The sequence below is a fragment of the Escherichia sp. AM3 genome, assembly GCF_032029835.1.
In the GTDB taxonomy this organism is placed as follows: Bacteria; Pseudomonadota; Gammaproteobacteria; order Enterobacterales; family Enterobacteriaceae; genus Escherichia; species Escherichia coli.
In genome coordinates, this window is the sequence record NZ_JAVUPQ010000059.1 from 1 (window position 1) to 26,370 (window position 26,370).

General features: G+C 44.2%; 29 protein-coding genes and 6 pseudogenes. 25 read left to right on the plus strand and 10 right to left on the minus strand.

Features of this window, described 5'->3' with window-relative positions; all coding sequences use genetic code 11:
- From RTW80_RS31470 to RTW80_RS17950, 6 genes are all read left to right on the plus strand, one after another.
- Nucleotides 1-61: IS1 family transposase (locus RTW80_RS31470; protein ID WP_071528444.1), on the plus strand; the 61-nt coding region annotated here is incomplete at its 5' end.
- Between the two features lie 173 nt (nucleotides 62-234).
- Nucleotides 235-2,739, plus strand: coding sequence for a hypothetical protein (locus RTW80_RS17930; RefSeq protein WP_312719733.1), 2,505 nt, complete (start codon nucleotides 235-237; stop codon nucleotides 2,737-2,739).
- 847 nt (nucleotides 2,740-3,586) lie between these two features.
- Entirely contained in the window at nucleotides 3,587-3,742 is a 156-nt protein-coding gene (gene hokD / locus RTW80_RS17935; protein WP_000813256.1) for a type I toxin-antitoxin system toxin HokD, read from the plus strand.
- Nucleotides 3,743-4,200: 458 nt separating this feature from the next.
- Complete coding sequence (locus tag RTW80_RS17940; protein ID WP_032154696.1) at nucleotides 4,201-4,479, plus strand: hypothetical protein; 279 nt, start codon at nucleotides 4,201-4,203, stop codon at nucleotides 4,477-4,479.
- Nucleotide 4,480: 1 nt separating this feature from the next.
- Nucleotides 4,481-5,530, plus strand: a complete 1,050-nt coding sequence (locus RTW80_RS17945) for a DUF968 domain-containing protein (protein WP_001597879.1) — start codon at nucleotides 4,481-4,483, stop codon at nucleotides 5,528-5,530.
- A gap of 13 nt (nucleotides 5,531-5,543) precedes the next feature.
- Nucleotides 5,544-6,296: an antitermination protein gene (locus RTW80_RS17950; RefSeq protein WP_001047133.1), complete on the plus strand. Its 753-nt coding sequence runs from the start codon at nucleotides 5,544-5,546 to the stop codon at nucleotides 6,294-6,296.
- A gap of 174 nt (nucleotides 6,297-6,470) precedes the next feature.
- Here the strand turns inward: RTW80_RS17950 and cspF are convergent.
- A pseudogene (gene cspF, locus RTW80_RS17955) lies at nucleotides 6,471-6,673 on the minus strand (cold shock-like protein CspF); the annotation flags it as partial.
- A gap of 298 nt (nucleotides 6,674-6,971) precedes the next feature.
- Here cspF and cspB point away from each other — a divergent pair.
- Nucleotides 6,972-7,187: a cold shock-like protein CspB gene (gene cspB, locus RTW80_RS17960; protein ID WP_000066484.1), complete on the plus strand. Its 216-nt coding sequence runs from the start codon at nucleotides 6,972-6,974 to the stop codon at nucleotides 7,185-7,187.
- Nucleotides 7,188-7,550: 363 nt separating this feature from the next.
- Here the strand turns inward: cspB and ynfU are convergent, their stop codons facing one another.
- Complete coding sequence (ynfU, locus tag RTW80_RS17965; RefSeq protein WP_001405948.1) at nucleotides 7,551-7,721, minus strand: putative zinc-binding protein YnfU; 171 nt, start codon at nucleotides 7,719-7,721, stop codon at nucleotides 7,551-7,553.
- Between the two features lie 220 nt (nucleotides 7,722-7,941).
- On the opposite strand from ynfU, the gene essD reads away from it, so the two are divergent.
- Together essD and RTW80_RS17975 are read left to right on the plus strand one after the other, a co-directional pair.
- Nucleotides 7,942-8,157: a phage lysis protein EssD gene (gene essD, locus RTW80_RS17970; protein WP_000839590.1), complete on the plus strand. Its 216-nt coding sequence runs from the start codon at nucleotides 7,942-7,944 to the stop codon at nucleotides 8,155-8,157.
- 4 nt (nucleotides 8,158-8,161) lie between these two features.
- Nucleotides 8,162-8,497, plus strand: a pseudogene (locus RTW80_RS17975) (YdfR family protein); the annotation flags it as partial.
- Nucleotides 8,498-8,660: 163 nt separating this feature from the next.
- Here RTW80_RS17975 and RTW80_RS17980 read toward each other — a convergent pair.
- Nucleotides 8,661-8,921: a hypothetical protein gene (locus RTW80_RS17980; protein ID WP_001557934.1), complete on the minus strand. Its 261-nt coding sequence runs from the start codon at nucleotides 8,919-8,921 to the stop codon at nucleotides 8,661-8,663.
- 113 nt (nucleotides 8,922-9,034) lie between these two features.
- Here RTW80_RS17980 and RTW80_RS17985 point away from each other — a divergent pair, with 113 nt between their 5' ends.
- From RTW80_RS17985 to RTW80_RS18045, 13 genes and pseudogenes are all read left to right on the plus strand, one after another.
- Nucleotides 9,035-9,568, plus strand: a complete 534-nt coding sequence (locus RTW80_RS17985; RefSeq protein ID WP_001101173.1) for a lysozyme — start codon at nucleotides 9,035-9,037, stop codon at nucleotides 9,566-9,568.
- Nucleotides 9,565-10,062 (plus strand): DUF2514 domain-containing protein, encoded by a 498-nt coding sequence (locus RTW80_RS17990; protein WP_001071776.1) that lies wholly within the window; start codon nucleotides 9,565-9,567, stop codon nucleotides 10,060-10,062. Before RTW80_RS17985 ends, RTW80_RS17990 begins: the two co-directional genes overlap by 4 nt.
- 363 nt (nucleotides 10,063-10,425) lie before the next feature.
- The gene (cspI, locus tag RTW80_RS17995) at nucleotides 10,426-10,638 is read left to right on the plus strand and encodes a cold shock protein CspI (protein ID WP_000066495.1); all 213 of its coding nucleotides are present in this window, start codon (nucleotides 10,426-10,428) and stop codon (nucleotides 10,636-10,638) included.
- 10 nt (nucleotides 10,639-10,648) lie between these two features.
- The gene (locus tag RTW80_RS18000; protein ID WP_071526745.1) at nucleotides 10,649-10,837 is read left to right on the plus strand and encodes a cold-shock protein; all 189 of its coding nucleotides are present in this window, start codon (nucleotides 10,649-10,651) and stop codon (nucleotides 10,835-10,837) included.
- Nucleotides 10,838-10,839: 2 nt separating this feature from the next.
- A pseudogene (locus RTW80_RS18005) lies at nucleotides 10,840-10,878 on the plus strand (hypothetical protein).
- A 69-nt stretch (nucleotides 10,879-10,947) separates the two neighbouring features.
- The gene (locus RTW80_RS18010) at nucleotides 10,948-11,139 is read left to right on the plus strand and encodes a hypothetical protein (RefSeq protein ID WP_001317464.1); all 192 of its coding nucleotides are present in this window, start codon (nucleotides 10,948-10,950) and stop codon (nucleotides 11,137-11,139) included.
- Nucleotides 11,140-11,311: 172 nt separating this feature from the next.
- A complete protein-coding gene (locus RTW80_RS18015) occupies nucleotides 11,312-11,485 on the plus strand; it encodes a GnsA/GnsB family addiction module toxin (protein ID WP_001019207.1) in 174 nt (57 codons plus the stop codon).
- A 295-nt stretch (nucleotides 11,486-11,780) separates the two neighbouring features.
- Nucleotides 11,781-11,987: a hypothetical protein gene (locus RTW80_RS18020; RefSeq protein ID WP_000548593.1), complete on the plus strand. Its 207-nt coding sequence runs from the start codon at nucleotides 11,781-11,783 to the stop codon at nucleotides 11,985-11,987.
- Nucleotides 11,988-12,539: 552 nt separating this feature from the next.
- A complete protein-coding gene (locus tag RTW80_RS18025) occupies nucleotides 12,540-13,034 on the plus strand; it encodes a DUF1441 family protein (protein ID WP_000373425.1) in 495 nt (164 codons plus the stop codon).
- 43 nt (nucleotides 13,035-13,077) lie between these two features.
- Nucleotides 13,078-13,254: pseudogene (locus RTW80_RS18030) on the plus strand (phage portal protein); the annotation flags it as partial.
- Nucleotides 13,199-14,032: pseudogene (locus RTW80_RS18035) on the plus strand (head maturation protease, ClpP-related); the annotation flags it as partial. The pseudogenes RTW80_RS18030 and RTW80_RS18035, both read left to right, overlap by 56 nt.
- Before the next feature lie 343 nt (nucleotides 14,033-14,375).
- Entirely contained in the window at nucleotides 14,376-16,253 is a 1,878-nt protein-coding gene (locus RTW80_RS18040) for a pyocin knob domain-containing S74 family peptidase (RefSeq protein ID WP_050586176.1), read from the plus strand.
- A gap of 48 nt (nucleotides 16,254-16,301) precedes the next feature.
- Nucleotides 16,302-16,427: pseudogene (locus tag RTW80_RS18045) on the plus strand (tail fiber assembly protein); the annotation flags it as partial.
- A gap of 97 nt (nucleotides 16,428-16,524) precedes the next feature.
- Here RTW80_RS18045 and RTW80_RS18050 read toward each other — a convergent pair.
- From RTW80_RS18050 to RTW80_RS18060, 3 genes are all read right to left on the minus strand, one after another.
- Nucleotides 16,525-17,115 (minus strand): recombinase family protein, encoded by a 591-nt coding sequence (locus RTW80_RS18050; protein ID WP_000086522.1) that lies wholly within the window; start codon nucleotides 17,113-17,115, stop codon nucleotides 16,525-16,527.
- 316 nt (nucleotides 17,116-17,431) lie between these two features.
- Nucleotides 17,432-17,665 carry a cold shock protein YdfK gene (gene ydfK / locus RTW80_RS18055; RefSeq protein WP_000836768.1) on the minus strand — a complete coding sequence of 78 codons (234 nt, stop codon included), beginning with the start codon at nucleotides 17,663-17,665 and terminating at the stop codon, nucleotides 17,432-17,434.
- Nucleotides 17,666-17,733: 68 nt separating this feature from the next.
- Nucleotides 17,734-17,847, minus strand: coding sequence for a YnaM/YnfT family protein (locus RTW80_RS18060; protein ID WP_120795384.1), 114 nt, complete (start codon nucleotides 17,845-17,847; stop codon nucleotides 17,734-17,736).
- A 602-nt stretch (nucleotides 17,848-18,449) separates the two neighbouring features.
- Between RTW80_RS18060 and RTW80_RS18065 the strand changes: the two genes are divergently transcribed.
- Nucleotides 18,450-19,733, plus strand: coding sequence for an MHS family MFS transporter (locus RTW80_RS18065; RefSeq protein ID WP_032248192.1), 1,284 nt, complete (start codon nucleotides 18,450-18,452; stop codon nucleotides 19,731-19,733).
- Nucleotides 19,734-19,821: 88 nt separating this feature from the next.
- Nucleotides 19,822-21,282 (plus strand): mannitol dehydrogenase family protein, encoded by a 1,461-nt coding sequence (locus RTW80_RS18070; protein ID WP_000527800.1) that lies wholly within the window; start codon nucleotides 19,822-19,824, stop codon nucleotides 21,280-21,282.
- A 35-nt stretch (nucleotides 21,283-21,317) separates the two neighbouring features.
- Here RTW80_RS18070 and ydfZ read toward each other — a convergent pair whose 3' ends face one another.
- From ydfZ to ydfG, 3 genes are all read right to left on the minus strand, one after another.
- Nucleotides 21,318-21,521 (minus strand): putative selenium delivery protein YdfZ, encoded by a 204-nt coding sequence (ydfZ, locus tag RTW80_RS18075; protein WP_000214712.1) that lies wholly within the window; start codon nucleotides 21,519-21,521, stop codon nucleotides 21,318-21,320.
- Nucleotides 21,522-21,697: 176 nt separating this feature from the next.
- The gene (gene rspR / locus RTW80_RS18080) at nucleotides 21,698-22,384 is read right to left on the minus strand and encodes a DNA-binding transcriptional regulator rspR (RefSeq protein ID WP_000215549.1); all 687 of its coding nucleotides are present in this window, start codon (nucleotides 22,382-22,384) and stop codon (nucleotides 21,698-21,700) included.
- Nucleotides 22,385-22,472: 88 nt separating this feature from the next.
- Nucleotides 22,473-23,219, minus strand: coding sequence for a bifunctional NADP-dependent 3-hydroxy acid dehydrogenase/3-hydroxypropionate dehydrogenase YdfG (ydfG, locus tag RTW80_RS18085; protein ID WP_001324973.1), 747 nt, complete (start codon nucleotides 23,217-23,219; stop codon nucleotides 22,473-22,475).
- Between the two features lie 136 nt (nucleotides 23,220-23,355).
- On the opposite strand from ydfG, the gene dcp reads away from it, so the two are divergent.
- Nucleotides 23,356-25,401, plus strand: coding sequence for a peptidyl-dipeptidase Dcp (gene dcp / locus RTW80_RS18090; RefSeq protein ID WP_033548533.1), 2,046 nt, complete (start codon nucleotides 23,356-23,358; stop codon nucleotides 25,399-25,401).
- 44 nt (nucleotides 25,402-25,445) lie between these two features.
- Here the strand turns inward: dcp and RTW80_RS18095 are convergent, their stop codons facing one another.
- Nucleotides 25,446-25,964: a 2-oxo-tetronate isomerase gene (locus RTW80_RS18095; RefSeq protein ID WP_016242129.1), complete on the minus strand. Its 519-nt coding sequence runs from the start codon at nucleotides 25,962-25,964 to the stop codon at nucleotides 25,446-25,448.
- Nucleotides 25,965-26,370: the final 406 nt, after the last annotated feature.

Sequence of the window (26,370 nt, forward strand, 5' to 3'; positions counted from 1 at the left end):
ATCGGTGGAGCTGCATGACAAAGTCATCGGGCATTATCTGAACATAAAACACTATCAATAAGTTGGAGTCATTACCGTCGACGCTTTTCAAACGTGTGCCTTAAGAATTAGAGGATAATATAACAAAAATGAAATTTAGGATAACATCAGACTTGACATAGCTAGGTTATTGTAACTAAATGCGGTAAAACTAATCAGAAAAATTTTCGTTATTTTTTATAGAGAGAATAATCTATGGAGAAAACATTTATTTCGGAAATATTATCAGCTTATCATCATTTACAATTAGAAAATGCAAATGAAGCAGCCACAAGACTAAAAGTGATAGATCGGGTATTAAAGGAAGTCTTGATGTGGACTGATAGTGATATAAAACCAGAAGAGCATGTGACTGAAGATGGTTTGACAACTTATGCTGATTATATACTAAAAACAGCTAATATTGCTCTTGTTGTTGAAGCTAAAAAGGCAGGGCCAAGCTTTAGTACAATTCCAGGAAAAAGAAAAATAAAGCTAAGTAATAGTTTTTTACAAAGTGATCTTGGTGAAGCGATAATACAAGCTAGAGATTACGCCAGGAAATTTGGTATAGATTATGCTGTCGCTACGAATGGAAATGTATGGGCATGTTTTGCAGCTCAGAGGCATGACAATGTCAAATTTAATGATTCAATAGCGCTTGTGTTCTGGTCGTTAGAAGATTGCTTAAATGATAATTATCAAGAATTCTATGATTTACTTAGTCGTGAAAATGTTATATCGGGAAGTCTAGAAACAGCACTTTTAGGTCGCGTCGAAAATCAAATAGAATTTAGAAAATTAAGAAGTTTTTATTCGCAACAAAACAGAACACAGACAAATAATCCAATATATCATTTGATTGCTGATGAATTAAGGTTGGCTTTTTCTGATTCTATACTTTACTTGGATGAAGACTCCTTTGATAAATGTTATGTTTCAACACCAGAAACTATGAGATTCGATAGTAAAATTAGAATGAATATAGGTAGGCGTTCAATTGTGCTGAATGGTGAAGTACTAAAAGGGCTTAATGATAAAGATACAAAAAGAATAGTTGATAAGTTTCAGGTTAAAGGGAAGAAAAAAATAAAAGTCAGAAATGACAAACCTCTCGCGATCTTGTTACTTGGGACTGTAGGTGCAGGTAAAACAACATTTCTTCATTACATGAGAAAGGTTAGAATAAAAGAGTTTTTTTCAAATCAATGTGATATCTTGACGCCGCATTGGGTTCATATAGACTTTCTAGATAATTCATCAGAAAGTTCAATAGTCGATTTTATTTATAAATCAATTCTGGAATATATCAATAAGCATCCTGTTTTGAGTAATAAGGATTTTGTATTTGATGCATTTCGAGAAGATATTGAGGCGATAAAATCAGGACCTCTTTTTTTATTGAGTGAGGATCAAAAAAATACCAGAATCTCGGATTTTTTATATGAGCAATATAAAAAGGTAAAACCTTATGTTGATAAAATAATAAGTCGCGTTACAAAAGAGACATCTTTTTTTCTTGTTATTGATAACGTTGATCAGATCGAGTTTGATGATATCCAGTCCCGGATATTTACCGAATCATTTTCAATTTCCAGAGCGCTTTCATTAAATTTAGTACTTTCATTGAGGCAGTCTACATTTATCAAACATAAAAACTCACCTGCTATAGATGCTTTCGATTTTGAAGTTATACAAATAGATCCACCGAGAATAAGTAGTGTGATTGCAAAACGCTTTGCACTAGTAAAGTATATGACAAGTAATAAAAGTGGAAATTTTATTGCAGAAAATGGCGCTAAAGTTGTATTGGATGATATATCACAATTAGTCGATATTATTAGTGGGTCTGTGCTGGGAAGTGAGATTGGAACACGTATTGAAGTTCTTGCTACGGATGATGTTCGATTAGCATTACGTATGACTCGTGAGTTCTTAGAAAGAGGGTATACGAGTCCAGGTAAAGCAGTACAAATTTTCAGAGAACAAGGAAGGTATCTTCTTCCACGTCATGAGGCATTTAGAGCTATATTACTGGGTACTGAGTTGACTTATAGCGAGTCAACGTCGACTATTGCGAACCCGTTTGATTCGAATTTAGCTGTGACACAAATGCAATTATTGAGGCTGTACATTCTTAATGTTATCGTTTCGTATGCAAGCGATCCCGGATTCAGACAAATCGATGGTTCGGTAATAACTGAAAAGTTAAGGTTAATTGGTATAGGTGACTCTTTCACGCATCGAGTTCTCGTTGATTTATGCAATAAAAGGTTTTTGTTCACCGTAAATCACGGAGATCCAACAGCTTCATCAAGTTTCATTCCTTCTCGGCTGGGGGGGTATATTGCAAAAGAACTTATTAGTAATTTCACGTTTATAGAGTGTATGCTTTATGATACATATATTGCTGATGCTAAGGTATGGAGTAGATTAAGAGATCTGAGTGCTAGAATTGAGTCTGAAAGAGATGTAATAAAAAGGATCACAATGCGTGTAAGTCGAGCAAAAACTTTCTATTATCAAATGGAAAAACTTATTTCACCGCTTTGTTCCGAAGCTATTATAAGAGGGTTGCCTTCACAATGGTGTTCTAACCCTCTTCAGGAGCGTTTACCTGAGTTAAGAAAAGAACTAAGAAGAGTTCTTAATTCTGCAAAAAAAACATATCAACCGAAACAGGATGATTCGTCTAAGTATTTCCTTGATGAAACGGTTTAAAAGATGGGGCTAGTATGCCCCATGCTATTATCTTACTAAAATAAATTTGGAAGTGCTGTTACAATAGATAGAGGCTCATTGTCGAGTCTCTGTTTAAATTAGTTGGTTATTTTATGTTTATTTGTTTCGATATCAAATAAAAAATCAATAAAGACAGCTTTGTTGCTAGTATTTAATTCTGTAGTAATATACGGATAGTTGTTTTCTGATATACCACATATCTTTAATTGTTGGTTTTTGTCTTAGTTGATTTAAATTCAACCAACCACTCCAGCAACCTAAATATTCCTCCAGTTCCAAACAATGAATATATGATCAGGAGCATAGCACTGCTCTTCATTAAAAATTTACACTTAGTTTTGAGAAAACTGCTTACGTTATCTTAACTCTGAATTTGTATATCTTAAGAAGTGCTAGTTATATTTAGTTGTTGTGTTCCATGTTTTACAGAAAAATCAGAGAAACTGTACTCAATAGTTGCATCTCATCACTGATGAGACCGCCTTGTATTTATCAGGACTGGTGTACGTCCGATACAGAAAGTTGTCGTGCTGGTCCTCAAATGTGCGCTGGCTATTGCGGGTAATGGCAATTTATTGTCTTGCTATTGTCCTTATGGATCGCCTTTCTGATTGATTTTATATTGGCGAGGTAACGGGAGTTAAGTACAATGGCTGCGGGTGCTTGAGGCTATCTGTCTCAGGCATGAACACCAAAGGCAGATAGAGAAAAGCCCCAGTTAACATTACGCGTCCGGCAAGACGCTTAACATTAATCTGAGGCCAATTTCATGCTTTGCACATGTAGGTTAGCCTCTTACGTGCCGAAAGGCAAGGAGAAGCAGGCTATGAAGCAGCAAAAGGCGATGTTAATCGCCCTGATCGTCATCTGTTTAACCGTCATAGTGACGGCACTGGTAACGAGGAAAGACCTCTGCGAGGTACGAATCCGAACCGGCCAGACGGAGGTCGCTGTCTTCACAGTCTACGAACCTGAGGAGTAAGAGACTTGGCGAGGGAGAAATCCCTCGCCGCCTCTGATGTGTCAGGCATCCTCAACGCACCCGCGCTTAACCCGCTTCGGCGGGTTTATTTTATCTGTAAATATTTTTATAAAAATAATGCCCACACACAGCATAAAACAAAAAGTATCACAGATAAAAAAGGAGCGTAATGTGCAGATTTGTTGTTTTCCATATTTACTCACTTTAACATAATCAATATTGATATGGTTGTTGTTTCGGTGGTTTCAAACGAGATGTTATGGTGATCTGGTAAAATTGCATAACATTAAAATTTAATTTATCTAATCGCTTTTAATAATAAGCGTTGTGTTTATCCCAGCAATCTGTTGTTTGACTTTTATTCCATTAATGTAGGGGCTTTACACTGGAACCAGTTTATTTATACTTTATACGCCAGCCTGAACAACTGGCACCTGCTGCGCCAGCAGAGACAACCGATGGCGCACGATACCAAATTACATAATTCTGATGATTCTGCCGTCTTTGCCAGCAGGTGCGGACGGCGTTTTCATGCATTCAAATCGGACTGGTTCCAGCATCCACCATGCACTGAAGAGCAGGCTGAATGGATAATTCAGTGTTACCGCAGGCGCGGATACGAGGTTAAGAAAGCCCTTAGTCTCGACTACCGTCACTGGATAATCTCAGTCAGATTGCCTTACTCCGAACGCCCACCACGTGCGTCCCGCACTTTCCAGCAACGGATCTGGAGGTAACGTGCGGGTATTACTTAGACCTGTTCTGGTGCCTGAGCTTGGGCTGGTGGTCCTTAAGCCGGGCCGTGAATCCATACAGATATTTCATAATCCTCGAGTGCTGGTGGAACCGGAACCAAAAAGCATGCGTAATCTGCCATCCGGAGTCGTTCCTGCCGTTGGCCAGCCGCTGGCGGAAGACAAAACATTGCTGCCGTTTTTTAGTAACGAACGGGTGATTCGTGCTGCTGGCGGCGTTGGCTCATTGTCTGACTGGCTATTACGTCATGTTACATCCTGCCAGTGGCCTAATGGCGATTACCATCACACTGAAACAGTCATTCACCGTTATGGTACCGGCGCAATGGTGTTGTGTTGGCACTGCGACAACCAACTGCGTGACCAGACATCGGAATCACTGGAGCTGCTTGCTCAACAAAATCTGACAGCATGGGTGATTGACGTCATCCGTCACGCAATAAGCGGTACGCAGGAGCGGGAATTATCTTTGGCTGAATTATCCTGGTGGGCGGTCTGCAATCAGGTGGTGGATGCACTACCTGAGGCTGTATCGCGTCGTTCGCTGGGATTACCAGCGGAAAAAATCTGCTCGGTGTACCGCGAAAGCGACATCGTACCGGGAGAGCAGACCGCCACCAGCATATTGAAACAACGCACAAAAAATCTTGCACCGTTGCCTTACGCCCACCAGCAACAAAAACTACCACAGGAAAAGACGGTGGTAAGCATCACCGTTGATCCAGAGTCTCCGGAATCTTTCATGAAGCTGCCTAAACGTCGCCGCTGGGTTAAGGAGAAATACACACGTTGGGTTAAGACACAGCCGTGTGCTTGCTGCGGTATGCCAGCCGACGATCCGCATCATCTGATTGGTCACGGGCAGGGCGGAATGGGAACAAAAGCACATGATCTCTTTGTGTTGCCTTTGTGCAGAAAGCATCACAACGAGCTGCATACGGATACAGTGGCATTTGAAGAGAAGTATGGCTCCCAACTGGAGCTGATATTTCGTTTTATCGATCGCGCGCTGGCAATTGGCGTACTGGCGTAAGTGGAGAACGAGCATGAACCTTGAAGCCTTACCAAAATATTACTCCCCAAAATCTCCAAAATTGAGCGATGACGCTCCAGCGACAGGCACCGGTTGTTTAACAATTACGGATGTAATGGCAGCGCAGGGGATGGTGCAGTCGAAAGCACCACTTGGGTTGGCCTTATTTCTGGCAAAAGTTGGTGTTCAGGACCCTCAGTTTGCGATTGAAGGCCTGCTAAATTACGCGATGGCACTGGATAACCCGACATTGAACAAATTGAGTGAAGAAATCCGGTTACAGATTATTCCTTACCTTGTGAATTTTGCCTTTGCTGATTACTCCAGGTCTGCGGCAAGTAAGGCTCGCTGTGAGCATTGTTCAGGTACGGGATTTTATAATGTATTGCGCGAAGTGGTGAAACACTACAGACGCGGGGAATCTGTAATCAAGGAAGAATGGGTGAAGGAACTATGTCAGCATTGCCATGGTAAGGGCGAAGTCAGCACAGCGTGCAGAGGGTGTAAGGGTAAAGGGATTGTTCTGGATGAAAAAAGAACCCGGTTTCATGGCGTACCGGTATATAAGATTTGTGGGCGTTGTAATGGAAACCGGTTTAGTCGTTTACCGACCACGCTGGCACGACGTCATGTCCAGAAGCTGGTACCAGACCTGACCGATTATCAGTGGTATAAGGGGTATGCGGACGTCATTGGTAAACTGGTAACAAAGTGCTGGCAGGAAGAAGCATACGCGGAAGCGCAATTGAGGAAGGTGACGAGATAAATGATTTTTGCTGAAGATGGCGACATGATGTTTGCATTTTTCAAAAAACATGGATAAGATTTTCTCAACGATGGGCTTTGTGTATCCGACGTTTAGAAAAAAGTAGAAAACCCGCTTATAAGCGGGTTTTTGTGCTTTAAATGGGGCAATAGAGATATTGAATCTCATCCCGGGATAAACATTGGCAGTTGAAGGTCCACGCGAACCATTTATCCGGCAAAATTCCACGCGTAATCCTGTGGTAATTTCTTCTGCATCTCGAAGATTGAGAGCTGAAACGTGAAGCTGGGCATCGATACGCCATCGGATGGGAATATAAGACCTTTGCTGCTTTTGTAGTCAAAGTTTTTGACAATTCCTGTCATTTTAGGGGACAGAAAAACTCCTTAATACTGATAACCTGGTGCACCATACACACGTTCCTGGAGAAAACTACTTTTTTGATAGGGTTGAAGGTGGCTGGATGTCTAAAATAAACATTGCTTCATATGTTCAACTATGAGTTAATGACTGCGTCGGTTTGAAGAACAGACGATATACGAAGTAGTTTACTAAAGCAGTTCTCATTTCAGGTGTTATTCACTTATTCCTTCTTTGAGTCTCTCCAATTAAGTACGAAGTCGTTTCTGTTATGCAAACCATTTATGCCGAAAGGCTCAAGTTAAGGAATGTAGAATGTCAAATAAAATGACTGGTTTAGTAAAATGGTTTAACGCTGATAAAGGTTTCGGCTTTATTTCTCCTGTTGATGGTAGTAAAGATGTGTTTGTGCATTTTTCTGCGATTCAGAATGATAATTATCGAACCTTATTTGAAGGTCAAAAGGTTACCTTCTCTATAGAGAGTGGTGCTAAAGGTCCTGCAGCAGCAAATGTCATCATTACTGATTAAAATTCATCGCTCGTCTGTATACGATAACGAAGAAGGCTGATGCCTGAGTAGAGATACGGACAGAGTAGTGAATATTGGATCTCTTTAATGAAAATTAAGGAGGTCCAATACATGAAACAATGGCCAGCATATTTGGCAAAATCTTAATCAGGAAAAGTATGCTAACCATTGTGGTGAAGTGCAGGTTTGCTGCATGAATAGTTTTACAGCAGAAGCTAACTGCTGGCATGGCAAAACAAAGTGCGTAAGTGGATGACTCCCACAAAAAGCACCACAATCTCAAACCCGCTCAGGCGGGTTTTTTATTATCTGCTTTAAATATATTATTAAAATATAAAAAATACTTGTTACTAATAAAATCAATCAGGCTACAGCTTTAAGATTTGTCTGGAATACTTTGTTGCAATGAGGGCAGATCAAAAGGGCACCTTTTTGTACTCTTGAAAAACTGTGTTCTGACTCTTGGGTGCAGTTTGGGCAGGAACATTTAACGAGATAATTACGGCGTGATTTTGAGTCTTTACGTTCTGACATAGGCTTTTCCTGTATAAATGGCCGTATACAGTACACTAAATATGAAAACATTTCTCGTATTATTATTTTATATATGACTTTCTTTAAAAAATAATTACTCACATTTTTAATGTGTATGTTTCTTTAGCGCCGTTGAGAACAACGTGTGCTGTCAAAACTACCCCGTAGACTCCGATCTTTTCAAACATATTGCACCATCCGTGTACATCGGGGTGAGGATATGAAATCAATGGATAAGTTAACAACAGGTGTTGCCTATGGCACATCGGCGGGTAATGCTGGTTTCTGGGCATTGCAGTTACTCGATAAAGTAACTCCGTCACAGTGGGCTGCAATCGGTGTGCTGGGTAGCCTGGTTTTTGGCCTGCTGACGTATCTGACAAATCTTTATTTCAAGATTAAAGAAGACAGGCGTAAGGCTGCGAGAGGAGAGTAATTCAATGACTCAAAACTATGAACTGATTGTGAAAGGGATCCGCAATTTTGAGAATAAAGTTACGGTAACTTTAGCATTACAGGACAAAGAACACTTTGACGGTGAAATTTTTGACCTGGACATCTCGCTGGACCGTGTTGAAGGTGCCGCGCTGGAGTTTTATGAGGCAGCAGCCAGAAGGAGCATCAGACAGGTCTTCCTGGATGTTGCTGCCGGGTTATGTGAAGGGGATGAGCAGTCGCCGGAAAAGCGCCCCATAATTTTAGAGGCGCAGAATGTGTGGATAACCTACAAAGGAAAGCTACCGGGAAGAATTACTGGTTCTCTGAAGACGCCACCGACGGCATTGCGGTCAGAAAAAGATGATATTGAATCGCCCATTGAAAAACTGGAGGGCAGCGTCGCTGATCTGAATAAAAAATTGTCGGTGCTGATTCCTTCTGAAGATGAAAAAAAACGCCGCGATGAGCAGTTTGCGGCGTTTTACGATTATTGCATTGAAGTTACTCGCAGGAATTTTGTGAAGATTTTTGAGGAGGGTAAATCTCTTCAGTAAGCTTATTGGCGGACGCTGCAATTAATTCAGGAAGGTCCGCAAGGTCATCTGTCAGTGGATATGATGAAAAATCGGCGGCAGTTCTGTTAAGAAGCGCTTTAACTAATTCCTTTTCCTTCTCCGGCAACAAGTTGATTAGAGCTACGACTGCTTGCCTGAGTGCGATTAAATCAGCAAAAGTTTGTTTTGGTAGATTTGTGTAATCCATAGTCGCCTCTGTGTTTATCAGATTGACACCCTCCTCCCGCCAGTGCCCATCACTGTTGAGGTAAGATTTAACATATCCGGGGATTTGAAGCCGATAAATCCTGATAAATATCCATGAACGTAAAAATCAGATACAGCCTGTCGGCCGCTGTTCTGGCACTGATTGCCGCCAGTGCTCCTGCCCCCGACATTCTCGATCAGTTTCTGGATGAAAAAGAGGGGAATCACACCACTGCATACCGCGATGGCTCCGGCATATGGACCATCTGTCGGGGAGCAACGATGGTGGACGGTAAACCTGTTATTCCGGGAATGAAACTGTCGAAGGAAAAATGCGCCCAGGTTAACGCCATTGAGCGGGATAAGGCGCTGGCATGGGTGGAGCGCAATATAAAAGTTCCACTGACCGAGCCACAGAAAGCCGGTATCGCGTCATTCTGTCCCTATAACATTGGCCCTGGTAAGTGTTTTCCGTCGACGTTTTATAAGCGGCTTAATGCCGGTGATCGTAAAGGCGCATGCGAGGCGATTCGCTGGTGGATAAAGGACGGTGGACGTGATTGCCGCATTCGTTCAAATAATTGTTACGGTCAGGTTATTCGTCGTGACCAGGAGAGTGCATTAACCTGCTGGGGGATAGAACAGTGAATCAGATATTCACGGTGATTTTGCTCGTGTTGGTAGGATTTGTCGTAGGTAATGTCTGGAGCGACAGAGGATGGCAAAAAAAATGGGCGGAGCGTGATGCTGCCGAATTATCTCAAGAGGTAAATGTCCAATTTGCTGCTCGAATAATTGAACAGGGGCGAAGTATATCCCGTGATGAGGCTGTTAAAGATGCACAACAGAAAGCCGCTGAAATTTCTGCCAGGGCTGCTGATCTGTCTGATAGTGTTAACCAGCTGCGTGCCGAAGCAACAAAATATGCCATACGCCTTGACGCAGCGCAGCATACCGCAAATCTTGCCGCTGCCGTCAGAGGCAAAACAACCAAAGCCGCCGAAGGAATGCTCACCAACATGCTCGGAGATATTGCAGCAGAAGCTCAGCTTTATGCTGAAATTGCTGACAAACGCTACATCGCAGGAGTGACTTGTCAACGGATTTATGAATCTTTAAGAGATAAAAAATATCAGATGTAGATTAATATTAAATCGGATTATTTTTAGCGCTGAATGTGAAATTTAAATAAAAAGGACTCTTCCATGAGTCAATATCCTTGAAATCTTAAGGGTAAGATAAAAGGTCATTAGACAGAATGACACGTTTTATTAATAAATAAAGCTATTGTTTCATTCGTGTGTTTTTCTTTACAAAAGTAATCCTTGCTATGGTTGGTTAATCATGCGTTAATGGTGTTCTGGTTTGTTACAAAATTATCTGAAGCAGTCATTGTTATAATTTTATTATTTGTACCTCTTGAGATTTCCTTGTTGGTTTTTCTCTCTGATATTTTTTTTCGGACCATTCTGCCCAAGGGCTAACTTCTTCAAAAGGTAATAATGATGTCTAACAAAATGACTGGTTTAGTGAAATGGTTTAACCCTGAAAAAGGTTTTGGTTTCATCACGCCGAAAGATGGTAGCAAAGATGTGTTTGTGCATTTCTCAGCTATTCAGAGCAACGATTTCAAAACGTTAACTGAGAATCAGGAAGTCGAATTTGGTATTGAGAACGGACCTAAAGGCCCTGCAGCTGTTCATGTAGTGGCACTTTGAGGTAGAAAATATTACAAACCATATTCACTTTAGATGCCCGTGTTGCCATGGTTCTCAGTATAGAACATCATCTTTTGATGTTTCTGACAGAAATCCTTTCGGGGCAAAATGTATCTTTTGTAAATCAATGATGATTACATTTGATAATATTTCACAATACTTAAATGTTAGCCATCTGTCGTTAGATTTAAGAAAGTGAAAATGAAGGCTCCTTCGGGAGCTTTTTTGCTTAGTGTCTAGTCGATGGATACTCACATATTACGGTAACATTATGAAAAAATAATAGTTTTTTTTAACTCTGAACCAGCAATGGTAGTGCCAGTGATGACCGGAGTTAACACCATCATGCGTGAATATCCAAATGGCGAAACAACACACCTCACTGTAATGGCTGCAGGGTTTCCATCTCTGACCGGAGATCATAAAGTCATTTATGTAGCAGCGGATCGACATGTAACTTCAGAAGAAATTCTGGAAGCAGCAATGAGACTCTTGAATTGATTTGATTCTAATGCATTGATAATAAATGATAATCATTTTTATCTGTTTGTGTGAAATTTAGACCGTCGTATGTTGATTATTGCGATGTTTCATCTTATCTTTTATACGTTTGCTCCATATAATTGACACTACTGTGTACCTGGAAAGTCATAACAGACTAAAAGAGGAAATGATGAACATTGAAGAGTTAAAAACAAAAACAGAAGCAGATATTTCTGAATATATAACAAAAAAAATCATTGAGCTTAAGAAAAAGACCGGGAAAGAAGTTACCAGTATCCAGTTTACTGCACGGGAAAAAATGACTGGTCTTGAAAGCTATGATATCAAGATTGATTTAATCTAGTCTGTTTATAGTATTAGCATCAATTTCTCATCAGATGCTATTCAACAATACAAATTACCCATAAACCTCGTTTTTACGGGGTTTTGTTATATTTAAACATTACCGAATAGGTATAAATCTCGATTGTCGATGGTATTGGTTGTGTGACAATACCTAGTCTTTCCGGTATGCCTGAAGAGAATACAAACGACAGATTATGTAAGGGAAACGCGCTGAATCTTTAACTCTTTCATGCTGAGTGATTTGACGTTATATTTTTAGCCGTAAGTGAAGAGCAAACGCATGGAGCGACAAAATGCATAAAGATCAATACACTGATGCCCCCTCCCAGGAGCAGGTTCGTGTAAAAACTATGCTTAATAGCACCATTTCGATGGGTTACCCGGATGTTGTAATTGCATGTATAGAACATCAAGTGTCTCTGGAAGCATTCAGGGCAATTGAGGCCGCGTTAGTAAAGCACGATAAGAATACGAAGGATTATTCCCTGGTGGTTGACTGATCACCATAACTGCTAACCATTCTGACCATTTCACAAGTGACAGAGTCAATATCGTATTCTGTCACTGTCAGGCTAATACAGCAATGCAATTCAACTACAGCAATGCCTCGTATTTAGGTGAATTTACAATATCGTCCAGTTCGGATGCCGGCTGCATTTCTGAAGATAAGGCATTTCGGTTCTCGTATTTTCCCCTCATGCTCGTCAGTCCTGCGCGTAGTAAGAAACAGGACACTCACACTAATTTGTGTGGGCATGCTGTGATGTCCTTCTGAATTATCCCCATGCCATTATGTAAAGCTCTGTTACAGATGCTCGTCACGGTTGTCAGGCTGTCGGGTCCTCCCAGTGGGGGGCCCTGCCACGGGGCGGGAGCGTCGCGGAAAAAGGCTAGTTTTTGAAATTTTATTCGTCATCACCACTACTGTAATTGATTGATATTACAGTGGTTTTATTTTTATGGTGTCGATTCTGATTGTTTTTTGTTCATCACTAACACCGTTTGCCTAAAGTTGTTCGCAAGATGCATGTTTAAAACATTCTGGAGCGGGTATGGATCGAGAGTTAAAAAATCTGACGCTGAATATCAGTCAACTGGCGGCATTGTCAGGTGTACATCGCCAGACTGCTGCGGCAAGGCTGCAAAATCTACCCGTTGCAGGGGGGCATGAAAGCAACCTCAAGCTTTATCGGGTGGTTGATATTGTGTCGGCATTTCTGGCATTACCACCGCCGGTTGCAGAAGGCGAAATGGACGCGCATGAGCGCAAAGCCTGGTATCAGTCTGAACGTGAGCGTCTTAAGTTCGAACAGGAAACGGCACAACTCATTCCGGCCAGTGATGTCAGACGGGAGTTTGCCATCTGGGCAAAAGCGGTCGTGCAGGTGCTGGAGACATTACCGGATATTCTTGAACGTGACTGCGGTCTGCAGCCTGCCGCTGTGAGCCGTGTTCAGTCCATTATTGATGATCTGCGCGATCAGATAGCCCTGCGGGTGACTGAAGCAGGTGCGGATGATGAGGAGGAATTACAGCAGGAGGAGTAATGCTGAATCAGGAAACCGCAAAGGCAGCACGAACCGATTCAGGTTACGTGCTGGTGGTCGTAATCCGGATGATGTCAAACGTCGGCGCAAGGCCGAAATTGATGAAAACCGCAAGCTGGATCTGGTATTTGATACCGATCCGGCCAGTGATAAAGGAGGCAGCAGTGCCGCAACGAAACGACAGGAGCCGCAGCACACCGACGACCAGTCCGAAGAATAATTCCTGGTTCAGGATGCAGGCTGGTCACCAGAGTGACGCGGATATTTATATTTATGACGAGATTGGTTTCTGGGGTGTTACAGCGAAGCAGTTTATCAGTGATCTGAATGCACTGGGCGATATCACCCACATTAATCTCCATATTAATTCACCGGGTGGCGATGTCTTTGAAGGCATCGCCATTTTTAATGCGCTGAAAACACATGGTGCGTCCATTACCGTTTATGTCGACGGTGTGGCGGCGTCAATGGCGTCGGTCATTGCGATGGTGGGAAACCCGGTCATTATGCCGGAAAACACCTTCATGATGATTCATAAACCATTTGGCTTTACGGGCGGTGATGCGGAGGACATGCGCACCTATGCCGACCTGCTCGATAAAGTTGAGGCGGTTCTGTTACCCGCTTATGCACAGAAAACCGGGAAAACCACCGATGAAATTGCTGCCATGCTGGCGGATGAGACCTGGATGTCCGGTGCCGAATGTCTGGCACATGGATTTGCTGATCAGGTAACGCCAGCCGTTAAGGCAATGGCATGTATTCAGTCAAAACGTACAGAGGAATTTAAAAAGATGCCGGAATCCATTCGAAACATGATTACTCCGCCACGCAACAGTGCTCCACGCGTACAGGATGATGAACCTGCAGCCTCCCGGACGCCAGTGCAGGCAGCAGCACCCGTGGTGGATGAAAACAGTATCCGTGCGCAGGTACTGGCAGAGCAAAAAGCGCGTGTAAACGGTATTAATGATCTGTTTGCCATGTTTGGCGGGCGTTAGCGGGATAGCAACAAACGGCAAGATGAGCGATGTAGAGATCTTAAAAGCTCTGCGTGACAAAGGTGGTCATTTCTGGCGCGGTGATAAGCCGACCGGAAGCACGGCGACCATTTATAGCCACGGTTCTGGTATATTCTCGCGGTGCGGCGATACGTGGTCAGCGATCAATATCGACTACTCAACCGCGAAGATTAAGATCTATGCCGGCAACGATGCCCGGCTTAACAACGGGACTTTTAGCGTCAATGAGCTATACGGCTCGGCAAACAAGCCGTCGAAATCGGATGTTGGACTTGGCAACGTAACGAACGATGCGCAGGTAAAAAAAACCGGCGATACAATGACCGGTGACTTGACAATCAAAAAAGGTACACCGTCAGTCTTCCTGCGGGCAGACAGTGGAGTCACCGCTTTGCGGTTTTATACTGGCGATAACACAGAGCGCGGCATAATCTATGCTGGTCCTAACACTGATTCGCTTGGCGAAGTTCGCATCAGGGCAAAGACAGCAGGGGGGACATCAGGAGGGGATCTTGTTGTTCGTCACGACGGGAGGGTTGAAGTCCGTGATCTCACAGTAGCGTATAAAATTAAAAGCAGAACGATTGAGATTGCAAATACCGACACTGACTCATCGGCAACTACGCTAAGCATCTATGGAGTACAGCACACGCCGTTGGTTTTAACGCGTTCTGGTTCTTCTGAAAATGTGTCCATTGGGTTTAAGTTAGACAACATGAACCCAAAGTATCTTGGAATTGATACTAATGGGGATCTGGCTTTTGGTGAGAGTCCTGATCAGAAACAAAACAGCAAATTGATCACGCAAGCGAAACTCGACAAGGGATTAACGATTGGTGGTCAACTGGCTTTCAAAGGTACGACAGCGTTTTCAGCCGTTGCTACGTTCAGTGCCGGGATAGCAGGAGCCATCGAGCCGGAAAACATTGACGGCCAGACGGTTAATCTTAACAACCTGACCATCATCAAGTCAGATGCCGGGGCAGTTAAATACTATATTTGTCCATCCTCTGCAGGTGGTGCAAATATCACCAACAAGCCTGACGGCGTAACAGGTAACTTTTTGCTCCGTGTTGAATCGACTCGTAAGGTTAGGGATTCAGATTATGCGAACATGCAAACGCTGATTAACAGCGACACAAAACGTATATACGTTCGCTTTGTTGTTAATGGAAACTGGACAGCGTGGAGTCAGGTTGTTGTTTCCGGATGGAATCAGGATGTAACCGTCAGGTCGTTAACCTCGACGACTCCATCAAAATTAGGTGGCGGGCGGATTGATGTGCTTGGAAGTACGTCAGATTATGGCAGCATGAATTGTACCGTTCGTGGTGTTGATAGCACTGGAACCAATTCGGCGTGGTCGGTAGGCACATCAGAAAGCACAGGCAAAATGTTGTTCCTGAAAAACCACAGAAGCAGCGCTCAAGTGCTGTTAAATGGCGATGATGGAGCGGTTCAACTACTAAGTGGCACTGTTAACGGTGCTACAGCGCAGGCGCTAACCATCAACAAAGATGAGGTTAACTCAACTGCCGATTTAGTAATTAGAAAACAAACAGGGACTGGCAATCGTTTTGCTTTACTTAATTCAGGTAATTCAGAACTACCAGTTAGTATCAGGGTGTGGGGTTCCAGTACTCGACAAAACGTTTTTGAGGTTGGCACGTCTGCTGCGTATCTGTTTTATGCGCAAAAAACAACAGACGGGCAAAACCTTACTGTAAACGGAAGTGTTAACTGCACCACACTGAATCAGTCATCAGACCGCAGACTGAAAGAAAATATCGAGATTATCGATAACGCGACTGACGCAATCCGCAAAATTAATGGATACACGTACACGCTCAAGGAGAATGGGGCACATTGCGCCGGGGTTATAGCACAGGAAGTTGAAGAGGCCATCCCGGAGGCCGTTGGTTCATTCATCCATTACGGTGAAGAGTTGCAAGGCCCGACCGTTGACGGCAACGAGCTACGCGAAGAAACGCGCTATCTTAATGTTGACTACGCCGCCGTGACGGGTTTACTTGTTCAGGTCGCCCGTGAAACAGATGATCGCGTTACCGCGCTGGAAGAGGAAAACACAACGCTACGTCAAAATCTGGCAACAGCAGGCACCCGGATCAGCACTCTGGAAAATCAGGTAAGCGAACTGGTTGCACTTGTCCGGCAGTTAACAGGAAGCGAACATTGATATCCTTCAAGCTCTGAAGGAGGCTGTTCCCGGTACGTTCAGACTGTTGTTGAGCTGGAGATCGCAACGGAGGAAGAAAACTCGTTGTTGGAAGACTGGAAGAAGTATCGGGTGTTGCTGAACCGTGTTGATACGTCAACTGCACAGGATATTGAATGGCCAGCACTGCCGTAGGGTAAAACATATAAATTCTATAATTAGATGTATCTTTCCATTTACGGCAAGGAAGGGGGCTTGGAAGACGTAAAGCATCTCACACCGAGATTATTTTTTATATGTCAGGTGTCTGAAGTTTTGCTTTGGCTCTTAAAATGGTTTGCCGCGAGGTTTTGAATTCCCGGGCAATGGCACTTATACTTACACCTGACTTAATTCGTTCGAATACCACCTGTTTCTGTTCTTCATTTAACACAGGTGGTCGACCAAAACGTTTCCCTGCGCCGCGGGCTCTTACTATCCCGGAATGAGTGCGTTCAAGTAAAAGGTCTCGTTCAAATTCAGCGACTGCTGAAATTACGTGCATCATCATTTTTCCTGTTGGACTGGTCAGGTCAATGCCCCCCAATGCTAAGCAATGCACTCTGATACCTGTTTCGGTCAGTTGTTCCACTGTTTTCCTGATATCCATTGCATTACAACCAAGGCGATCCAGTTTTGTCACAATCAATTGATCACCACATTTCAGGCGAGCAAGCAACCGGTTAAAACCAGGACGCTCACTGGTTGCTGCTGAGCCGCTAATGTGTTCTTCGATTATTTGCTGAGGTTTGATTTTAAAACCTGCACTTTCGATTTCCCGGCGTTGATTTTCGGTGGTCTGATCCAGCGTTGATATCCGACAGTAAGCAAAAATTCGAGACATAGTGAGACTCTATACGAAATTGGTGTTCATATCATAATGCATCTCAGAAAATAATTTTGATTATTTTTGTGCATATTTGTATGTACACGTTTGAAAATAAACGAATGCGTATGCAACCCCGTAACTTTGGTGAGACCCAAAATCGATTTTGTGAAAAATGGCTTTAACTCGGTTTGTTTTTCGAGTTCCGGGCGGACTCAAGGAAGAAGAATAGTGTTGCGTGTTATTTTAACCAGATTTCAAGTTGTTTGGTCGTGGAAAAGTGGAGCAAAATGTTGTTAAAGTGGAAAAATGATAAAAAAGTAAGTTTATTATATTACATTTTACCATTTAAATTTTGGTTGTCTTTAAGAACTGATATCGCTGTTTGTAATAATTCTTTGTTATCCAGCCATGATTTTTTCTTTATGTTTCCTTCAATGTAATCAAGCAATGTTCTGGTATTGATAGGTCTTCCCTGTTTTGCTACTTCCACTACAGCATCCCCTAGGATAATTCTTACTTCAGGAAGCTGCGCAGGGAACCATTTTAGGGTGTCTTTTGATTTCATGAAGATATTCCTTAAAATATTATTGATTTTCATTGCGATATTGTATGTCTGATTCAGGATATGTTGACTTATACATCGGTTTTGTCTGGGTTATTGGATATGCCAATCCCTAATTTTATTAGGGCATGACTAAAAATGCTGAATATGATAAGGAGAGAAGTGATTATCAGTATGCTGTTCATATAGCCTCGAATTAGTAATGTGTTATATATGATATAGTTGACAATTTTATCTTGGGTGTTCTTAAAGTTCGTAGATAAACATTGTCGTTTCAGGTATACAGGAATGCTAACAGGTGGCGGCAAAAATCAGGCGGTTTATGGCGCAATCTGAAGTGGCAACTGCAAACTATCTTATGCAGAGACTCTACACGGATTGGGTTTAAAAGTATACATAGATAACAGTTTTTATCTGAAGAAGAAAAATATCAAGGTGATATAGCCTATATGCCTTTGATGTGGAGGAATGAATGTGATGGGAGTGATGTATCTGAATAGTTGAAAAACCGCAGACACACCTTATGCAAGAACGTGCTGCGGTTGGCTGGTAAATTTTTCGATAGTGCGAGTATTGAATGATTTCCAGCCGTTATTGATTTTACGCGTAAATCCATGAAAAAACTACTTATCTGTTGGGGAGTTTTTTGGGGCATATATGGGACAGAAATAGGCCCCAGATAGACACTGAGATCGAACTTAGGATGCTTTTAAAAAAATGCAACTATCTGAAAAAAACCTAGAAAACGCCAAGGAAACCACAGGATGGGAAAAAACACCTGTGAATTATGGATTTCCAGTTATATTCGCTCGGCGCAGCGTTAGTGTTTCATGAAATATTTTTTCCTGAATCATCAACGGCAATGGCGTTAATTCTGGCAATGGGAACCTACGGTGCAGGTTATGTGGCGCGTATTGTCGGAGCATTTATTTTCGGCAAAATGGGCGACAGAATAGGGCGTAAAAAAGTGCTCTTTATTACCATCACCATGATGGGGATCTGTACCACCTTAATTGGTGTGTTACCGACCTATGCACAGATTGGTGTTTTTGCCCCCATCTTGCTGGTGACGCTGCGTATTATTCAGGGATTGGGTGCAGGTGCGGAAATTTCCGGTGCCGGTACGATGCTGGCGGAATATGCGCCAAAAGGTAAGCGCGGAATTATCTCCTCATTTGTGGCTATGGGAACTAACTGCGGAACTTTAAGCGCAACGGCAATCTGGGCCTTTATGTTCTTCATTCTCAGTAAAGAGGAACTGCTGGCGTGGGGATGGCGTATATCGTTCCTGGCGAGCGTTGTCGTGATGGTCTTTGCTATCTGGTTGCGTATGAATCTGAAAGAAAGCCCGGTTTTTGAGAAGGTTAACGACAGCAACCAACCGACAGCAAAACCTGCACCTGCTGGTAGCATGTTCCAGAGCAAATCCTTCTGGCTGGCAACAGGGCTGCGTTTTGGTCAGGCGGGTAACTCAGGTTTAATTCAGACTTTCCTTGCGGGCTATTTAGTGCAGACGTTATTGTTTAACAAAGCAATTCCAACAGATGCATTGATGATCAGTTCGATTCTCGGCTTTATGACCATTCCGTTCCTTGGTTGGTTATCCGATAAAATTGGTCGCCGGATCCCGTATATTATTATGAATACCTCCGCGATTGTGCTGGCATGGCCAATGCTTTCTATCATCGTAGATAAAAGCTATGCCCCGAGCACCATTATGGTTGCACTGATTGTGATTCATAACTGTGCGGTGCTGGGATTATTTGCTCTGGAAAATATTACCATGGCAGAAATGTTCGGCTGTAAAAACCGCTTTACCCGGATGGCTATTTCTAAAGAAATTGGTGGTCTTATCGCTTCCGGTTTTGGTCCTATCCTGGCGGGTATTTTCTGCACCATGACGGAATCCTGGTATCCGATCGCCATTATGATCATGGCATATTCAGTGATTGGTTTAATCTCTGCGCTGAAAATGCCAGAAGTGAAAGACCGTGATTTAAGTGCGCTGGAAGACGCCGCGGAAGATCAACCGCGTGTTGTAAGAGCTGCGCAACCTTCCAGAAGTCTGTAAATCCTCAATCCCTTCTCTTACCGGAGAGGGGATTTTTATTCATATAACAAAACATGTAGCTTGCCATATTTATATTTAAGGAATTGTTATGGGAAATAATTTGTTATCAGCAAAAGCGACACTCCCTGTTTATGATCGTAATAACCTGGCCCCAAGAATTGTTCATTTAGGCTTTGGTGCATTTCACCGTGCGCATCAGGGCGTGTATGCCGATATTCTTGCTACAGAACATTTCAGTGACTGGGGATATTATGAGGTCAACTTAATCGGCGGCGAACAGCAAATTGCCGATTTACAGCAGCAAGATAATCTTTATACCGTTGCGGAAATGTCGGCCGATGCGTGGACGGCTCGCGTCGTTGGCGTTGTTAAAAAAGCCTTGCACGTACAGATGGATGGCTTAGAAACCGTGTTGGCTGCGATGTGTGAACCGCAAATCGCGATTGTCTCTCTGACAATCACCGAAAAAGGGTATTTCCACTCTCCGGCGACCGGACAGTTAATGCTCGATCACCCGATGGTCGCTGCCGACGTGCAAAATCCCCACCAGCCGAAAACAGCAACAGGGGTGATTGTTGAGGCGCTGGCTCGCCGTAAAGCGGCAGGACTTCCCGCATTTACCGTCATGTCATGTGACAACATGCCAGAAAACGGTCATGTTATGCGTGACGTTGTCACTTCCTACGCGCAAGCCGTTGATGTAAAACTGGCACAATGGATCGAAGATAACGTGACTTTCCCATCAACAATGGTGGACCGTATTGTGCCCGCAGTGACAGAGGATACGCTGGCGAAAATCGAACAACTTACCGGTGTGCGCGATCCTGCTGGCGTTGCCTGTGAACCTTTCCGCCAGTGGGTAATAGAAGATAATTTTGTTGCCGGACGTCCGGAATGGGAAAAAGCGGGAGCAGAACTGGTTAGCGATGTACTGCCTTATGAAGAGATGAAGTTGCGCATGCTCAACGGCAGTCATTCATTCCTGGCGTATTTGGGTTATCTTGCCGGATATCAGCACATTAATGACTGTATGGAAGATGAACATTATCGTCATGCGGCGTATGGCTTGATGTTGCAGGAACAAGCGCCGACGCTGAAAGTGCAGGGCGTTGATTTGCAGGATTACGCTAACCGATTAATTGCACGCTATAGCAACCCGGCGTTACGTCATCGAACCTGGCAGATTGCGATGGATGGCAGCCAGAAATTGCCACAGCGGATGTTGGATTCTGTTCGCTGGCATCTGACGCATGACAGCAAGTTCGATCTGCTGGCGCTGGGCGTCGCGGGTTGGATGCGTTATGTCGGTGGTGTTGATGAACAGGAAAATCCGATAGAAATCAGTGACCCACTGTTACCTGTTATTCAGAAGGCTGTACAAAGTAGTGCCGAAGGGAAAGCGCGCGTCCAGTCATTGCTGGCGATTAAGGCGATCTTTGGTGATGATTTGCCAGCCAATAGCTTGTTTACTGCAAAAGTGACGGAAGCGTACTTGTCTTTATTAGCGCATGGCGCGAAAGCGACCGTGGCAAAATATTCCGTGAAGTAAAAAAAGCAATGCCGCCATCGGCGGCATTCACACGCTTAGTTCATGCCGAGACGAATCAGGTCCAGTGGTGCCAGTTTCTCTTCACAACCTTCAACAACTACGGTTTTTCCGCGGCGGATTTGCTCAGCGGTCAGACCTTCAGTATCAATCGACAGGATCTTGCCAGTGTGACCGGTGCCGCTAACCATAACACGGCTGCCAGTGGTGATTGCGTTACGGTTACGATCGTAGGTCGTCATAGGTGTTTTCTCCTTTCTGATTTACAGTCGAAGCCCACGTAACGGGCGCAATATAAATACTCCTGTCGAGTGAAATATTTTTTGTTTTTGATCAAGCTCACATCTTTTTTGATGCATGCATGAGCCATAAGGCGGGGGAAAAGACTCTCACCCCGGATGGGATGAGAGGAAATGAATTACTCTTCGCTAAACCAGTCGCTATTTTCCTGGCGGATCTGGCGCACGGATTCGCTGATTTCCTGCAAATGTTGCGTCATTGCACGTTCTACCGCATCGCCATCACGTTTTTGCAGGGCAGAGAAAATATCAAGATGCTGGCGTAACAGCATTTCTGGTGGAGAAACGTGGTCGAAACTCATATAGCGCACGCGATCAACGGTCGCTTTCAGGTTCTCAATGGTATCCCACGCCAGTTGACAGTCGGCAATCTGCGTCAGGAGTTGATGGAAGTTGTCATCAAGTTCAAAAAAATCATCCAGTTGCTTGCGCTCAATGGCAATGCGTTGCTGGTGAAGATTTTGTTCCAGTTGGTAGCACTGGCTTTCGGTAATCATGCTCGCCGCCCGACGCGCCACCGCGCACTCAATGGCCTGACGGATAAAACTGCCGTTGCGCACCTGGGCCATGGAAATTTTGTTGACGTAGCTGCCACGCTGCGGACGAATTTGAATCAGGCCGTTTTCCGCCAGTTTAATAAAGGCTTCACGAACCGGCTGGCGTGACACATTGAAACGAACAGAAACTTCTTTTTCCGACAACGGTGTGCCTGGTGCAATCAGGCAATGGACAATGTCGCGACGAAGAATACGATAAATCTGCTGATTGACAGGCTGTGTGGGATTAAGTTGCGTTTCGACGGTCATTCGTTCTTGCTTGTGAGTGAGTTAACTGCATGAGTCTACCACTTTTTTGTGACAAGCAATAACCCGGCAGTTACGCCGGGTATAAAAATTACTGACGGTGGACATTCAGTCCGGCATAGCTTTGGGTAACCGGCATCATTTCCAGGGTATTGATATTGACGTGAGCAGGCAGCGTTGACACCCACCAGACGGCTTCGCTGACATCTTCTGGCGTCAATGCAACGGTATTTTGATAGGTTTTTTCCACTTTACCGTCATCGCCTTTAAAGCGGACATTGGAAAACTCGGTGCCACCCACCAGACCCGGCTCGATGTCGGTGACGCGCACCGCCGTACCATGCAGATCCGTACGCAGATTCAGGCTAAACTGACGAACAAACGCTTTCGTCGCACCGTAAACGTTACCACCGGCATACGGCCAGCTACCTGCCGTTGAGCCAATGTTAATAATATGACCATGATTACGTTCAACCATACCCGGTAAGACGGCGCGCGTCATATATACCAGGCCTTTATTGTTGGTATCAATCATCGTTTCCCAGTCTTCAACGCTGGCTTTATGCGCAGGCTCCATGCCCAACGCCAGGCCGGCATTATTTACCAGGATATCAATATTGCTCCACTCGGCAGGGAGCGATGCCAGCATCTCTTCAATAGCGGCGCGGTTGCGAACGTCCAGTTGGGCGATATACAGATTATCTCCCAGTTCGTCTTTTAACTCCTGCAACCGTTCCTGACGACGGCCAGTGGCGATAACTTTATGCCCTTGTTGAATAAAACGACGAGTAATGCATTCACCAAAACCTGCCGTTGCTCCAGTTACTAAAACGATCATCTCACTGTTCCTCAACGCTTTTGTGTGTCAATAACATAGCACGGGATGCTTAAGAGCGGGTAATACTGGATTGCAAGATTGCACTCCGTTATCAGTAAGCCTACGCTATGGAACACCTCGCGTTCAGGAGAAGAAAATGACAACAATGAATCCTTTCCTTGTGCAAAGCACACTGCCGTATCTGGCTCCTCATTTTGATCAAATTGCCAATCATCACTATCGCCCGGCATTCGATGAGGGAATGCAGCAAAAGCGGGCAGAAATTGCTGCCATCGCGCTTAACCCGCAAACGCCTGATTTCAACAATACTATTCTGGCACTGGAACAAAGCGGAGAATTACTTACCCGCGTTACCAGCGTCTTTTTTGCGATGACTGCGGCGCATACCAATGATGAATTACAGCGTCTTGATGAACAGTTTTCCGCTGAACTGGCGGAACTGGCTAATGATATCTATCTGAACGGTGAATTATTCGCGCGGGTAGATGCTGTCTGGCAGCGCCGTGAATCCCTGGGGCTTGATAGTGAATCCATCCGCCTGGTGGAGGTGATTCATCAACGTTTTGTCCTTGCCGGAGCCAAACTTGCGCAAGCTGATAAAGCAAAATTAAAAGTACTGAATACAGAAGCTGCGACACTGACCAGTCAGTTTAACCAGCGATTACTGGCAGCAAATAAATCCGGCGGTCTGGTTGTGAACGATATCGCGCAGCTGGCAGGAATGAGTGAGCAAGAGATTGCGCTGGCGGCAGAGGCGGCTCGCGAGAAAGGTCTGGATAACAAATGGCTGATTCCGCTGCTGAATACCACCCAACAACCGGCGCTTGCCGAGATGCGCGATCGTGCGACGCGTGAAAAACTGTTTATTGCGGGCTGGATGCGAGCGGAAAAAAATGATGCCAATGATACCCGCGCTATCATTCAACGTCTGGTAGAGATTCGCGCACAGCAGGCGAAACTGCTTGGTTTTCCTCATTATGCCGCATGGAAAATCGCCGATCAGATGGCAAAAACACCTGAAGCAGCACTTAACTTTATGCGGGAAATTGTTCCAGCGGCGCGTCAACGTGCGAGCGATGAATTAGCCTCCATACAGGCGGTTATTGATAAGCAGCAGGGCGGGTTTAGCGCGCAGCCGTGGGACTGGGCATTTTATGCCGAACAGGTACGGCGGGAGAAATTTGATCTTGATGAGGCGCAGCTCAAGCCATATTTTGAATTAAACACGGTGTTGAATGAAGGTGTATTCTGGACCGCGAATCAGCTCTTCGGTATTAAGTTTGTCGAACGTTTTGATATTCCTGTCTACCATCCTGACGTTCGTGTGTGGGAAATTTTTGATCATAATGGCGTGGGACTGGCGTTATTTTACGGTGATTTCTTCGCCCGTGATTCAAAAAGCGGCGGTGCATGGATGGGCAATTTTGTTGAGCAATCAACGCTTAATGAAACGCATCCGGTAATTTATAACGTCTGCAATTATCAGAAACCCGCTGCCGGTGAGCCTGCGTTGTTACTCTGGGATGATGTAATAACCTTATTCCATGAATTTGGTCATACGCTGCACGGCCTTTTTGCCCGCCAGCGTTATGCCACGCTTTCCGGCACCAACACGCCGCGTGATTTTGTCGAATTTCCGTCGCAAATCAACGAACACTGGGCAACGCATCCGCAGGTATTCGCTCGCTACGCCCGGCATTATCAGAGCGGGGCAGCAATGCCTGACGAACTGCAACAGAAAATGCGTAATGCCAGCCTGTTCAACAAAGGGTATGAGATGAGCGAACTGCTTAGCGCCGCACTTCTCGATATGCGCTGGCATTGCCTGGAAGAAAACGAAGCAATGCAGGATGTCGATGATTTTGAATTGCGGGCGCTGGTGGCGGAAAATATGGATCTTCCTGCTATACCGCCACGCTATCGCAGCAGTTATTTCGCCCATATTTTTGGTGGCGGATATGCTGCAGGTTATTACGCTTATCTGTGGACGCAAATGTTGGCCGATGATGGTTACCAGTGGTTTGTTGAGCAGGGCGGATTAACGCGTGAAAATGGGCAGCGTTTTCGCGAGGCGATCCTTTCCAGAGGTAACAGCGAAGATCTGGAACGCCTGTATCGACAATGGCGCGGTAAGGCTCCTCAGATTATGCCGATGCTGCAACATCGTGGCTTGAACATATAAACACCACCAATGGCTGGCCTGGAGATATCGCCAGGCCAGCCTGGTTATAGCAGTAATTGCAGCAGCTGGACGAGGGCAAACCTCACCGCTAAAGCTAATACCGTTTCGCAGTCGCCAGCAAAATGCATAACCGCAGTGTAGGTCTGGCCTTTAATATGCCACGCGAACCAGACGGTACCCGCTGGCGTACCATCTTCACCGCCCTCCGGTCCGCCGTAGCCGGTAATGGCAATACTGACATCAGCATCCGCACGCTCTATGGCACCTGTTGCCATTTCTGCTGCCACTTTCTCACTCACCGCAGAATATCGTTCAAGAGATTGCTGGCTTACGCTGAGGATTTTCATCTTTGCCTGATCGGTGAAAGTAACAAAGCCTGCACCGTAAAATTTGGGTGTATCTTCAGCTGCACACAGGGCGCTAGCCAACTTACCGCCGGTGCATGATTCGGCGGTAGTTAAGCGTAATTGATCCGCGATAAGTCTTTGACTCAACGCGGATGTCAGGTTTTCAATAGTGTCGGTATCTGCGAGTTGTACATTTTTATCTTTATTAATGTTCACTGTTTTTTGTCCACACTATTATATGTAAAGGTGATTTGCTTTTTCTGTATGCTCGTCCAATATAATAATTTTCAAACATATAAATCCGATTATTCTGAAAATATGTTTAAGACTCTTCAATCTTCTTAACCTTAGTGAGTTAAATTCTCTGAATATTTGACAGCTAGTGGGCTGATTTTAAATGCCTTATAACAATTGGCAGTATTCTTATTTGGCAATTATAAAAATAGCAAACAGACTTAATAAGTCAAACCAAACGCAATTAAGGAGTTAGTATGAAATTTCAGGCCATTGTATTAGCAAGTTTTCTTGTCATGCCTTATGCGTTGGGGTGATGCTGCCAACTTACTGATTTAGTGTATGATGGTGTTTTTGAGGTGCTCCAGTGGCTTCTGTTTCTATCAGC

Coding starts and splice junctions, on each gene's coding strand:
- RTW80_RS17930 (WP_312719733.1), top strand. CDS start 235: ATGGAGAAAACATTTATTTCGGAAATATTATCAGCTTATCATCATTTA.
- hokD (WP_000813256.1), top strand. CDS start 3,587: ATGAAGCAGCAAAAGGCGATGTTAATCGCCCTGATCGTCATCTGTTTA.
- RTW80_RS17940 (WP_032154696.1), top strand. CDS start 4,201: ATGGCGCACGATACCAAATTACATAATTCTGATGATTCTGCCGTCTTT.
- RTW80_RS17950 (WP_001047133.1), top strand. CDS start 5,544: ATGAACCTTGAAGCCTTACCAAAATATTACTCCCCAAAATCTCCAAAA.
- cspB (WP_000066484.1), top strand. CDS start 6,972: ATGTCAAATAAAATGACTGGTTTAGTAAAATGGTTTAACGCTGATAAA.
- ynfU (WP_001405948.1), bottom strand. CDS start 7,721: ATGTCAGAACGTAAAGACTCAAAATCACGCCGTAATTATCTCGTTAAA.
- essD (WP_000839590.1), top strand. CDS start 7,942: ATGAAATCAATGGATAAGTTAACAACAGGTGTTGCCTATGGCACATCG.
- RTW80_RS17980 (WP_001557934.1), bottom strand. CDS start 8,921: ATGGATTACACAAATCTACCAAAACAAACTTTTGCTGATTTAATCGCA.
- RTW80_RS17985 (WP_001101173.1), top strand. CDS start 9,035: ATGAACGTAAAAATCAGATACAGCCTGTCGGCCGCTGTTCTGGCACTG.
- cspI (WP_000066495.1), top strand. CDS start 10,426: ATGTCTAACAAAATGACTGGTTTAGTGAAATGGTTTAACCCTGAAAAA.
- RTW80_RS18010 (WP_001317464.1), top strand. CDS start 10,948: ATGGTAGTGCCAGTGATGACCGGAGTTAACACCATCATGCGTGAATAT.
- RTW80_RS18015 (WP_001019207.1), top strand. CDS start 11,312: ATGAACATTGAAGAGTTAAAAACAAAAACAGAAGCAGATATTTCTGAA.
- RTW80_RS18020 (WP_000548593.1), top strand. CDS start 11,781: ATGCATAAAGATCAATACACTGATGCCCCCTCCCAGGAGCAGGTTCGT.
- RTW80_RS18025 (WP_000373425.1), top strand. CDS start 12,540: ATGGATCGAGAGTTAAAAAATCTGACGCTGAATATCAGTCAACTGGCG.
- RTW80_RS18040 (WP_050586176.1), top strand. CDS start 14,376: ATGACCGGTGACTTGACAATCAAAAAAGGTACACCGTCAGTCTTCCTG.
- RTW80_RS18050 (WP_000086522.1), bottom strand. CDS start 17,115: ATGTCTCGAATTTTTGCTTACTGTCGGATATCAACGCTGGATCAGACC.
- ydfK (WP_000836768.1), bottom strand. CDS start 17,665: ATGAAATCAAAAGACACCCTAAAATGGTTCCCTGCGCAGCTTCCTGAA.
- RTW80_RS18060 (WP_120795384.1), bottom strand. CDS start 17,847: ATGAACAGCATACTGATAATCACTTCTCTCCTTATCATATTCAGCATT.
- RTW80_RS18065 (WP_032248192.1), top strand. CDS start 18,450: ATGGATTTCCAGTTATATTCGCTCGGCGCAGCGTTAGTGTTTCATGAA.
- RTW80_RS18070 (WP_000527800.1), top strand. CDS start 19,822: ATGGGAAATAATTTGTTATCAGCAAAAGCGACACTCCCTGTTTATGAT.
- ydfZ (WP_000214712.1), bottom strand. CDS start 21,521: ATGACGACCTACGATCGTAACCGTAACGCAATCACCACTGGCAGCCGT.
- rspR (WP_000215549.1), bottom strand. CDS start 22,384: ATGACCGTCGAAACGCAACTTAATCCCACACAGCCTGTCAATCAGCAG.
- ydfG (WP_001324973.1), bottom strand. CDS start 23,219: ATGATCGTTTTAGTAACTGGAGCAACGGCAGGTTTTGGTGAATGCATT.
- dcp (WP_033548533.1), top strand. CDS start 23,356: ATGACAACAATGAATCCTTTCCTTGTGCAAAGCACACTGCCGTATCTG.